Here is a 10,868-nt window from a genome sequence, read left to right as displayed (position 1 = left end):
TATGCGAACCGTCACGCGCTACCGGATCGGCGTCGCGGTGGCGCTCGTCGTCGGTGTGGCGGTCGGCGGGTGGCTGACCGCGGTCCTCGGGTCGACGAACCCTGATCCGCCGGGGCGGAAGTCGGCGAGCCACGACGTCGAGCACGCCGAGACGGTGCTGTTCGAGTCCGATCGCGGATTTCCCACCGTCCGGACGGTGCTGCGGTCGCCCGCCGATGTCAGCCAGTTCGCCGGCCGGTTCAGCGATGCCGGTGAGGACCTGCCGCAGAAGATCGAAAAGGCGCTGTCCGGACGTGATTTCGAGGCGGAGGCGCTGATCGCCCTGTCCTGGGGCGCGGGATGCCTGCCCGGCGACGGTGCGAAGCTGACCAGCACGGGTGGCGCGGACTATTCCGCCCGCCTCACCGGAGCCGACGACCCGCCGCCGGAATGCTATGCGCCGTGGGACATTCTCTCGGTGTTCGCCCTGCCGAAGGCCGACGTACCGCCGGATACCCGGCTCGGCGGCCTGCGCCCCGACCCGCCCGGTCCCGCCGAGCTCACGCACTTCACGAGGATCGCCGCGGCCACCGCGCGCGCAACGGAGGTCTCGCAGCCGGATCAGCTCGCCGCGTTCGTCAGCGGGCTGGAACCCGCCGCGGCCGCCGACATCCGCTCCGCGAGCCGGCGGAGCGCGGGGGACCGCAGCTTCGCGTTCGTCCTGACCGGGTGTCACAACGACGGCGCCTACCTGGTCGTTTCCCGCGAGCGGCTGCGCCCGGTACTCACCGCGGCCGAACCCGTGGTCTGCGTGGCCCCGGACTTTTACGTCGCGGTGTTCACCATGGCGGCGGAGTCGGTGCCGCCTACGGCGACCATCGGCTGATCCCGGATTCGTTCAGTCGGCGCGGGTCAGTGGTGGGGGCTCCCAGGTGCCGTCCATCGCGGGCTCTTTCGGCGCGTAGAGGCGCAGGGTGAGGGAGAAGGTGCCCTCGGCGGGGATGGGGAGCCAATTGCCGGTCGGGACGCGGGGGCGGGGATCCTCGGCCTGGATGACGATCTCGACCGAACCGTCGGGTGCGACGGCGGGCGGCGGGACGTGGCCGACCGTGTAGATGTCGTCGGCGTTGGGGATCAGGAAGCCCTGGGGATCGTAGGCGGTGAGCGAGGCGAAGGCGTGCGTCGGCGGCCACTGGCCAGGGCCGAAGCGGAGGCGATAGCGCGCCGGCGTGCCCGCGTCGTCGGTGGCGCGGGCCGACCAGATCGTGGCGTAGAGGACGTCGCGGATCGGGGCGAGACCGGGGGAGCGCATGGTGAGGGCGGCGCGGCGCAGGTAGTCGGTGCCGAAATTGCCCAGGTCCAGCGGGATCTCCCAGCCGTTCACGTGCCGGGCGGTGGGATCGGGCCAGTCGGCGATCGTGCGGTGTGCCCGGCGCACGGCCTCGTCGAGCAGGTCGCTCGGGTGCTGGTCGACGGTGCCGCCCGGTCGCACCCCGATCGTCGCCAGCTGCCGCATCAGCGGGGCGTCGGCGGGGGCGGGCGGATTCTCGACCATCAGCCGGCACATGCGGTCGAAGTAGGTGCGCCCGTCCAGCGCCGCGATCCGTTTCACCGGCGGCTCCGGGCCGCGGTCGATCGGGTGTACGCGGCTGATCGTGCGGTCGAGTTCGCCGCGCTGCCAGGCGCTCAGCGGGACCAACCGGATCTGCTGCTGGAAGCGGTTCACCGCGGGCGCGTCGGCGGTTCCGTTGATCTGGATCCTGCCCACGATCGTCGCCATGGCCGAGGGCATGTGCAGCCGGGTGGTGTCGGCGGGTACCTGTCCCGACCAGGCCGGACCGGTGAGGACGTAGGTGTAGGGCGGCCCGTCGACGGTGCTGCGCGGCTGCAGGCCGGTCAGATCGTGCACGGTGTTGCCCCACCCGTCGACCAGCTGGAAGATCCAGTACCGGTCCGCTTCCATGCCGGGGATCTGCAACACCAGCGGTTCGTCGGTGAGATCGAGCCAGGCTTGCGAGTACACCATGTCGTGGCTGAGCCGGGCCACGCCGCGATCGTAGGGATCGGGCAGCACGCTGTGGTCGATCGTGTTGGTCGGCCCGCTCGCCGCCCGCATCATGTCCAGCATGATCATCGGATAGCCGAAGATGTAAGCCGCCTCGGACAGTCCCAGCACATCGGGCGTACCGGTTGTGTGCACCGGCCCCGGTATCGCCACCTCGTCGTCTCCGCACCCCGCCAGGACGGCGGCCACCGAGACCCCGGCGCCGAGCCCGAGCAGCGCGCGCCTGCTCAGCCCCTCCGCACCCCGGTCCCTGGCCATCGATTCACCCTAATCGCCGTCGCCGCGGCCCAGCCTCACACACAACGGGTGAAATCCGCAGGTCAGCTGGTCGGCGCCGACTGATTTTCGGGCGGTGGACGATTCAGAACAGGACCAGTGCGGCGCACAGGCCGGCGAGGGCGACGAACTGCAGGGCGACCCGGTACTTCAGGATGCTGTCCCACCGGTCCTGCAGCGCGCGGGCATCGGCCGGGACGACGCCGCTCAGGGCGGCAGCGGTCTGCCTGGTGTTGATCGGCTTGGCGACGCGGACGTAGAAGCCGAGCCAGGTCACCAGCGCCGCGACCGTGATCCCGGCCGCGACGGCGGCGCCGATCTGCCCGGCGCACAGCGCGATCACCAGGGTGAGCACGGCGGTGACCACGCCGCCCACGCCGGCGATCGGCATGCGCTTGTCGCCGTAGTAGTGGCCCCAGCCCGCGCTCAGGGTGACGGTGGCGTCGTCGAGCTTGCGGTAGACGGACCGGGTGATGACGGTGGCGCAGACATCGGTGCCGTAGATGACGGCATTGGCGAGCACGGCGGCGATGGCGACGATCTGGCCGGTGGCGATGAGCATTTCGGTCTCCCTCTCGTGATACCTAGCAATGCTAGGAACTGGAGCAAAGGTAGCACCGATTCCGCTAGCTTGTCTAGCGTTGCTAGATTTCCAGCCCGTCGACGACCAGGACGCATCGGACCTCGACTTCAGCCGAGCAGCACCCGGTGCATGAGATGGGATACCCGGGCCCGGGACGCGACCGGATCGGGGCCGAAGGCCTGACCGAGGTCGATGACCATGGCGAAGGCGGCGTGCACCAGGAACCGGGCCTCGGCGGCGGACAGTTCGGGGCGTTCCTCGCGGACCAGGCGCGCCCATTCCTGCACGCTGAGCCGCTGGATATTGCGCAGGACCGCGCGCTCCTCGGCCGGGACATGGCCGAACTCGGCGTAATAGACCACGGCGAGCGCGCGCTCGTCGAAGGTGTCGGCGACGAACTGCTCGATCAGCACGTCCAGAGCGGCGGCACTGCCGTCGGTACCGGCCACCGCGGGACCGATCGCGCCGGACACCCGATCGGCGGCGCGACGGAACGCGGCCGCGAGGATGTCGCTCTTGCCGCGATAGAAGCGGTACACCGCCGAGGCCGCCGACAGACCGGCCGCCGAGGCGATGTCTTCGACGCTCACGTTCGGATAGCCGCGCTCGTGGAACAGCTCGACCGCTTTGCGCAGCAGCAGTTCGTGTTTGAACGACTCCGGGATCTCGATCTGCGCCGCCTGCTCGGAATTCACTGCCGCGGGCGGCAATTCGTCGTCGATCAGGGCCAGGCAGGCCGCGCCGAGCAGCCGGTTGAGCGTGCGGGCGGGAAGCGCGGCATGGTGATCGGCGATGCTGGTGATCACGCCGAACATCGCGGTCGAGAGCATGCGCAGGTCCGGTGCGGCCAGCTCGGGCCGCAGGATCGCGAGCTGTGTGTCGAAGGCGGCCAGCACCGTGGCGCGCTGTTCGTCGAGCACCAGCCGGTCGGCGGGCTCGAGGTAGCGGCCCTCCCAGCGCACCAGCGTGACGGTGGAACGGTTCTCCACCGTCGCGCCGACGAGCCCGGTCAGCATGTGCCGCAGCCGTTCCGCCGCGGTGAGCGTCGCGTCGGCAGGCACCTCGATCGAGGTGGTGAAGGCGTTGCCGACCCGCAGCAGTTCCTCCCGGAACAGGGCGTACTTGCTCGGGTAGTGCCGGTACAGCGCCGCCGAGCTGATCCCGAGCCCCGCCGCGATGTCCTCCATGCTCACGCCGTGATACCCGGCCGCGCCGAACGCCATCGCCGACGTGGCCGCGATCTGCGCCCGCCGATTCTTCGGCCGCCGCCGCACCCCGTCCTTCGTTCCGCCGACTACCGATCCACGCGCACCACGAGACTCGCCGACATTCATGCGAGAAGTGTATTAGGGCTTGTGGGGTGGGGTTATCCGGGCATACCAGTCGAGCAGGGACGGGTCGTCGACGGCGCTGCGTTCGACGACGCGAGCGGGGTCGGCGCCCTGGAAGAGTTTCTTGATCGGGACTTCGAGTTTCTTGCCGGTACGGGTGTGCGGGACGCCGGGGGCCTCGCGGATCTCGTCGGGGACGTGACGGGGCGAGACCTCGGTGCGGATGGCGGTGGCGAGGCGGGTCTTCAGATCGTCGGTGAGGATGGCGCCGGGGGCGAGGACGACGAACAGCGGCATCCAGTAGCCGCCGTCGGGTTGTTCCGCGCCGATCACCAGGGCCTCGGCGATCTCCGGGAACTGTTCCACCACCTGGTAGATGTCGGCGCTGCCCATCCGGATGCCGTGCCGGTTCAGGGTGGAGTCGGAGCGGCCGTGCACGACGATGCTGCCGTGCTCGGTGAGGGTGATCCAGTCGCCGTGCCGCCACACGCCGGGGAAGGTGTCGAAATAGGCGTCGTGGTAGCGCTTTCCGTCGTCGTCGCGCCAGAACCGCACCGGCATCGACGGCATCGGCTGGGTCACCACCAGTTCGCCGACCTCGCCGCGCACCGGCGCGCCCTGCTCGTCGAAGGCGTCCAGCGCCACACCCAGATACGGCGCCGACAGCTCGCCCGGCCAGACCGGCACGGTGGGCGCGCCGCCGATGAAGGCCGACACCACGTCGGTGCCGCCGCTGATCGAATTCACCTGCACGTGCTCGCCCGCGTGCTCACCCAGCCACAGCGCGCTCGACACCGGCAGCGCGGATCCGGTGATGCCGACGGTGCGCAATGCCGACAGGTCGTGATCGGCGCGCGGAACCGACCCGGCCTTGATGCAGCCGAGCACATAGCCGGGACTGGTACCGAGCACGGTGGCCCGCACCTGGGCGGCGATGCGCCACAGCGCGTCCGGCGCGCCCGCGGTGGGGCTGCCGTCGTAGGTGACCACGGTCGCGCCGGTGAGCAGGCCGGCGACCTGGAAGTTCCACATCATCCAGCTGGGGCTGGTGTACCAGAAGAAGGTGTCGTCGGGACCGATGTCGGATTGCAGGCCGACCGCCTTCAGGTGCTCGAGCAGCACGCCGCCGTGCCCGTGCACGATGCCCTTGGGCAGTCCGGTGGTGCCGGAGGAGAACACGATCCACAGCGGATGATCGAAATCGACGGCGGTGGTATCGATCACGCCGAGCCCGGGATCGGCGATCGCGTCGGCCCAGGCGATGGAATCGGGGACGTCCAGGCCGAGCTGCGACACCACGACGGTCGCGCGCAGTCCGGGCAACCCCTCCTGGAGCGCGGCGATATCGGCGCGCTTGTCGTGCTGCTTACCGCCGAACCGGTAGCCGTCGGCGGTCACCAGCACCGTCGGTTCCAGCTGACCCAGCCGGTCCAGCGCCGCCTTGGCCGAGTAGTCCTGGCCGCAGGCGCTCCACACCGCGCCGATGCTCGCGGTGGCGAGGAAGGCGACGATCGCCTCCGGGATGTTGGGCAGATAACCGATCACCCGGTCACCCGCGTCCACGCCTTCGGCGCGCAACGTCCGCGCGAACGCGCTGACCTGCTCGATCAGCGCCGCCCACGAGATCTCCACCGGCTCGGCGTCCTCGTGCAGGGCCAGTACGGCGGGCCGGTCGAACCGCGCCTGCCGCACGATCTGGTCGACATAGTTCAGCCGCGTCCCCGGGAACCACTGCGCGCCGGGCATCGCCCGCGCGCCCAGCACCTCGCCCGCGATCGGACCCAGTTCGAAGTAGTCCCACACCGCGTGCCAGAAACCGGCGATGTCGTCGACCGACCACTGCCACAGTGCCCGGTAGTCGGGGTACTCCTCGCCGGTCCGGCCACTGACGAAGGTGGCGAAGTCGGTGATCCGTGCCGCGGCGATGTCCTGGGCAGTCGGTTCCCATTGCGGTCGCACCGGATGTCCTCCTCGTACTGGTTGCGCGGGCCGGGACGACCCGGCCGATGATTACCCCGGTGCGCGCGCGGTACTCGGCCCGCGCACCGGGTGGTGCTCAGCCGGACAGTTCGGCCCGGCGGACGATCCGCTCCGCGTGCCGCAGCACCGGCGCGTCGACCATGCGTCCCTCGAACGCGAAGACGCCCCGATGGTTCGGCACCGCGGCCAGCACCCGGCGGGCCCAGTCGAGCTCGTCGGGGTCGGGCGCGTAGCCCTCGCGGATGACCGCGACCTGGCGGGGATGGATGGCGACCTTGGCGTCGAAGCCGACCGCCACCGCGTCCAGCGTCTCCACCGCCAGCCCTTCCAGGTTCTCGATGTCGAGGAACACCGAATCCAGGGCGAACCGGCCGAAGGCCTTGGCCGCCAGCAGACTCGACGACCGCACGTGCCGGGCGACATCGCGGTAACCGCCGTCGGCATGCCTGCTGGAATTGCCGCCCAGCCCGGCCACCAGATCCTCGGCGCCCCACATCACGCCGACGGCGTTGTCCACGGCGACCGTCTCGGCCACCCGCACGGCGCCGAGCGGCGACTCGACCAGCACGATCACCTCGTAGCCGGTCAGGCTGCGGACCTGTTCGGCCGCTTCGCATTTGGGCAGCATCACCCGGCGATAGGCGGTCTGCGCGAGCGCGGCCAAGTCGGCCGGGTACTCGTCGGTGTCGGCCGCGTTCACCCGGACGACGGTGCGCTCCGGGTCGAGCGGTGTCTCGATCAGCGCCTTCTTGGCCGCGGCCTTGTCGGCGGCGGCCACCCCGTCCTCGAGATCGAGGATCACCACGTCGGCCACGGCGGCGGCCTTGGCGAAGCGCTCGGGGCGGTCGGCCGGGCAGAACAGCCAGGCGGGTCCGGCGGGTTCCCAGGCGCTCATGTCGTCGGCGCCTTCCGGACCAGGGTCTGGCGCACCGCTTTCGCCACGATCACGCCGTCCTGGTTGCGCGCGGTGTGGGTGAGGCTGACGATGCCCTCACCCGGGCGGCTCTTGGACTCGCGCTTGTCGGTGACCAGCGTTTCGGCGTACATGGTGTCGCCGTGGAACAGCGGCGCGGGCAGCGACATCTCGGAGAAGCCGAGATTGGCCACCAGCGTGCCCTGGGTGAGCTGGGCGACCGACAGGCCGACCAGCGTCGAGAGGGTGAACATCGAGTTCACCAGGCGCTGGTTGAACGGCGGCTGCGCGTCGGCGAAGTGCGCGTCCAGGTGCAGCGCCTGGGTGTTCATGGTCAGCGTGGTGAACAGGACGTTGTCGGCCTCGGTGATGGTGCGGCCGGGCCGGTGCTCGTAGATCGTGCCGATCTCGAACTCCTCGAACCACAATCCCCGCTGGACGACCCGCCGCGTCACAGACCCAGCTCCCGAGCGATCAGCATCAGCTGCACCTCCGTCGTGCCCTCACCGATTTCCAGGATCTTGCTGTCACGGTAGTGCCTGGACACGGGGTATTCGTTCATGAAGCCGTTGCCGCCGAAGATCTGGGTGGCGTCGCGCGCGTTGTCCATGGCGGCCTCGCTGGCCACCATCTTGGCGATCGAGGCGGCCTTCTTGAACGGCTTGCCCGCCAGCATCAGCGCGGCCGCGTCGTAGTAGGCGGTGCGGGCCACGTGGGCGCGCGCCTCCATCCGGGCGATCTTGAACGCGATGGCCTGGTTGCGGCCGATGGCCTGCCCGAACGCCTGGCGTTCGCCCGCGTAGCGCACGCTCTCGTCCACGCAGCCCTGCGCGGCGCCGACCGCGAGCGCGGCGATGGCGATGCGGCCCTCGTCGAGGATGCGCAGGAAGTTGGCGTAGCCGCGGCCGCGCTCGCCGAGCAGGTTCTCCTTCGGCACCCGCACGTCGGTGAAGCTGAGCGGGTGGGTGTCGGAGGCGTTCCAGCCGACCTTGTTGTAGGCCGGTTCGGCGACGAAGCCGGGGGTGGAGGTCGGCACCAGGATGGTGGAGATCTCCTTCTTGCCGCCGGTCTGCCCGGTCACCGCGGTGACGGTGACCAGCCGGGTGATGTCGGTGCCGGAGTTGGTGATGAACTGCTTGGCGCCGTTGATCACCCAGCTCTCGCCGTCCTCGACGGCGGTGGTGCGGGTGCCGCCCGCGTCGCTGCCCGCGTCGGGCTCGGTGAGCCCGAAGCCGGCCAGCGCCTGCCCGCTGGTGAGCTGGGGCAGCCATTCGGTCTTCTGCTTGTCGTCGCCGAAGCGGTAGATCGGCATGGCGCCGAGCGAGACGCCCGCCTCCAGGGTGATGGCCACGCTCTGGTCGACCTTGCCGAGTTCCTCGAGCGCCAGGCACAGGGCGAAGTAGTCGCCGCCCATGCCGCCGAACTCCTCGGGGAACGGCAGGCCGAACAGGCCCATCTCGGCCATGCCCGCCACCACTTCGTACGGGAAGCTGTGCTCGGCATCGTGTTTCGCCGAGACCGGGGCGACGACCTGCTGGGCGAAGTCGCGCACGGTCAGGGCGAGCTGGCGGTACTCCTCCGGCAGCGATCCGGTGGACAGGTAGTCGGTCATGCGGGGTTTCCTTCGGGCTCGGTGTGGGCGACAGCGGAATCAGTTTCGGCGGGGTGGGCCAGCACGCGGACCAGCACCTGGTCCAGCTTCACCTGCGCGCCCGGCTGCACCAGCACCTCGACGGTGCCCGCGACCGGCGCGGTGAGGGCGTGTTCCATCTTCATGGCCTCGATGACGATCACCGGATCGCCCGCGGCGACGGTCGCGCCGTCGGCGACGGGGGCCGCGATCACCGCACCCGGCATGGGGCTGCGGATCTCGGCGTCCCCGACATGTCCGGCGTCACCGCGCACGCTCGCCTCGGCGACCTCGCGCAGCACGGCGACACCGTCGCGGGTGCTCACCCACAGCTGGCCGTCGGCCTCGGCGACGCGATGGGTGCGCCGGAGCCCGTCCACGGTGAGCGTGAGCACGTCGCCGGTGAGAGTCGCGGTGAGCGAACGGATTCCGTCATCGATGGGCGTGGACGCCCGGGCCGCGGGTTCGCCGTGCGGGGCGGTCCGGGCGCCGGCGCCCGCAGCGGATTCGCTCGCGGCGTCGTCGGTGAGCCGCACGGTCGCGGATTCCGGTGTGCCCGTGAGGAAGACGTGGCGGGTCCGGTCCCCGGCGGCGAGGCGGAGCACGGTGGGCGCCGGTGCGCCCAGGCGCCAGCCCGAGGGCGCCGACCACGGATCACCGTCGGTGGCCGACCAGCGGCGCAGCCAGTGGTAGGTCGCGGCGGCGACGAACTCGTCGTCGGAGACCGGGGCGGGGTGGAAGTCGGCGACCCGGCGGTCGAGCAGGGCGGTGTCGAGGCGGCCCGCCTGCACGTCGGCGTCGGCGAGCAGGAAGCGCAGGAATTCGATATTGCTCGTCACGCCGAGCAGCACCGTCTGCGCCAGCGCGCGGTCGAGCCGGGCCAGGGCGTCGGCGCGGGTGTCGCCGCGCGCGATCACCTTCGACAGCATCGGGTCGTAGTCGCTGCCGACCACGGTGCCTTCGAGCAGACCCGAATCCACCCGCACGCCTCCGCCTTCCGGCTCCGACAGCGCGAGCACGGTGCCACCGGTCGGCAGGAAACCGCGACCCGGGTCCTCGGCGTAGACGCGCGCCTCGACGGCGTGGCCCACCAGGCGGATCTCGTCCTGGGTGCGCGCCAGCTGCTGTCCCGCGGCCACCCGCACCTGGCACTCCACCAGATCGACGCCGGTGACCAGCTCGGTCACCGGGTGTTCCACCTGCAGGCGGGTGTTCATCTCCATGAAGAAGAACTCGTCGGGCCGGTCGGCGGAAACGATGAACTCCACGGTGCCCGCGCCGACATAGTCGACGCTGCGCGCGGTATTGCAGGCCGCGGTGCCGATGCGGGCCCTGGTCGCCGGGTCGAGCAGCGGCGACGGCGCCTCCTCGATCACCTTCTGATGCCTGCGCTGCAAACTGCACTCGCGCTCGCCCAGGTGCACCACATTGCCGAACTTGTCGGCCAGGACCTGCACCTCGATGTGCCGGGGCCGGGTGACGAACCGCTCCAGGAACAAGGTGTCGTCGCCGAACGCGGCACCTGCCTCACGGCGTGCGCTGACCAGCGCGGCGGGCAGATCCTCGGCCCGGTCGACCCGGCGCATGCCCTTGCCGCCGCCACCGGCCGACGGCTTCACCAGGACCGGGTAGCCCACGTCGGCGGCGGCGGTGATCAATTGGTCGTCGGTGAGTCCCGGCTCGGCGATGCCGGGCACCACGGGCACACCGAACGCGGTGACCGTGTTCTTGGCGGTGATCTTGTCGCCCATCACCTCGATCGCCTTGGCGGGCGGACCGAGGAACACGATGCCCGCGTCGGCCAAGGCCGCGGCGAAGGCCGAATTCTCCGACAGGAAGCCGTAACCGGGGTGCACGGCCTGCGCGCCGGAGCGGATCGCGGCGTCGACCACCTTCTCGATCGACAGGTAGCTCTCGCGCGCGGGCGCGGGCCCCAGACGCACCGCCACATCGGCCTCGCGGACGTGGCGCGCGCCGGCGTCGGCGTCGCTGTACACCGCGACCGAGCGAATACCCATGGCGCGCAAGGTCTTGATGACCCGCACCGCGATCTCGCCGCGATTGGCGACGAGCACGGTGTCGAAGTCGACGGGGTGGGAATTGTTCAGCAT

9 protein-coding genes are annotated in these 10,868 nt (G+C 70.6%); 1 reads left to right on the top strand and 8 read right to left on the bottom strand.

The window, feature by feature from the left end; genetic code table 11:
• The first annotated feature begins 1 nt into the window (after position 1).
• Positions 2-865 carry a hypothetical protein gene (locus tag EL493_RS31880; protein WP_019049336.1) on the top strand — a complete coding sequence of 288 codons (864 nt, stop codon included), beginning with the start codon at positions 2-4 and terminating at the stop codon, positions 863-865.
• Positions 866-877: 12 nt separating this feature from the next.
• Here EL493_RS31880 and EL493_RS31875 read toward each other — a convergent pair whose 3' ends face one another.
• The 8 genes from EL493_RS31875 to EL493_RS31840 all read right to left on the bottom strand — a co-directional run bounded on the left by EL493_RS31875 (position 878) and on the right by EL493_RS31840 (position 10,868).
• A complete protein-coding gene (locus tag EL493_RS31875) occupies positions 878-2,302 on the bottom strand; it encodes a DUF1254 domain-containing protein (protein WP_019049335.1) in 1,425 nt (474 codons plus the stop codon).
• A gap of 103 nt (positions 2,303-2,405) precedes the next feature.
• Positions 2,406-2,882 carry a hypothetical protein gene (locus EL493_RS31870; RefSeq protein WP_019049334.1) on the bottom strand — a complete coding sequence of 159 codons (477 nt, stop codon included), beginning with the start codon at positions 2,880-2,882 and terminating at the stop codon, positions 2,406-2,408.
• 128 nt (positions 2,883-3,010) lie between these two features.
• Positions 3,011-4,237: a TetR/AcrR family transcriptional regulator gene (locus tag EL493_RS31865; protein ID WP_030201160.1), complete on the bottom strand. Its 1,227-nt coding sequence runs from the start codon at positions 4,235-4,237 to the stop codon at positions 3,011-3,013.
• Positions 4,238-4,249: 12 nt separating this feature from the next.
• Positions 4,250-6,193, bottom strand: coding sequence for an acetoacetate--CoA ligase (locus EL493_RS31860; protein ID WP_019049332.1), 1,944 nt, complete (start codon positions 6,191-6,193; stop codon positions 4,250-4,252).
• Positions 6,194-6,290: 97 nt separating this feature from the next.
• Complete coding sequence (locus EL493_RS31855) at positions 6,291-7,109, bottom strand: HpcH/HpaI aldolase/citrate lyase family protein (protein WP_019049331.1); 819 nt, start codon at positions 7,107-7,109, stop codon at positions 6,291-6,293.
• A complete protein-coding gene (locus EL493_RS31850; protein ID WP_019049330.1) occupies positions 7,106-7,582 on the bottom strand; it encodes a MaoC family dehydratase in 477 nt (158 codons plus the stop codon). Before EL493_RS31850 ends, EL493_RS31855 begins: the two co-directional genes overlap by 4 nt.
• Positions 7,579-8,739 (bottom strand): acyl-CoA dehydrogenase family protein, encoded by a 1,161-nt coding sequence (locus EL493_RS31845; protein ID WP_019049329.1) that lies wholly within the window; start codon positions 8,737-8,739, stop codon positions 7,579-7,581. Before EL493_RS31845 ends, EL493_RS31850 begins: the two co-directional genes overlap by 4 nt.
• A complete protein-coding gene (locus EL493_RS31840; protein ID WP_022566217.1) occupies positions 8,736-10,868 on the bottom strand; it encodes an acetyl/propionyl/methylcrotonyl-CoA carboxylase subunit alpha in 2,133 nt (710 codons plus the stop codon). The genes EL493_RS31845 and EL493_RS31840 overlap by 4 nt, the downstream gene beginning before the upstream one ends.

Source organism: Nocardia asteroides, assembly GCF_900637185.1.
In the GTDB taxonomy this organism is placed as follows: Bacteria; Actinomycetota; Actinomycetes; order Mycobacteriales; family Mycobacteriaceae; genus Nocardia; species Nocardia asteroides.
This window is presented reverse-complemented; position numbering and strand designations above follow the sequence as displayed.

Coding starts and splice junctions, on each gene's coding strand:
- EL493_RS31880 (WP_019049336.1), top strand. CDS start 2: ATGCGAACCGTCACGCGCTACCGGATCGGCGTCGCGGTGGCGCTCGTC.
- EL493_RS31865 (WP_030201160.1), bottom strand. CDS start 4,237: ATGAATGTCGGCGAGTCTCGTGGTGCGCGTGGATCGGTAGTCGGCGGA.
- EL493_RS31875 (WP_019049335.1), bottom strand. CDS start 2,302: ATGGCCAGGGACCGGGGTGCGGAGGGGCTGAGCAGGCGCGCGCTGCTC.
- EL493_RS31840 (WP_022566217.1), bottom strand. CDS start 10,868: ATGCTGAACAATTCCCACCCCGTCGACTTCGACACCGTGCTCGTCGCC.
- EL493_RS31845 (WP_019049329.1), bottom strand. CDS start 8,739: ATGACCGACTACCTGTCCACCGGATCGCTGCCGGAGGAGTACCGCCAG.
- EL493_RS31870 (WP_019049334.1), bottom strand. CDS start 2,882: ATGCTCATCGCCACCGGCCAGATCGTCGCCATCGCCGCCGTGCTCGCC.
- EL493_RS31855 (WP_019049331.1), bottom strand. CDS start 7,109: ATGAGCGCCTGGGAACCCGCCGGACCCGCCTGGCTGTTCTGCCCGGCC.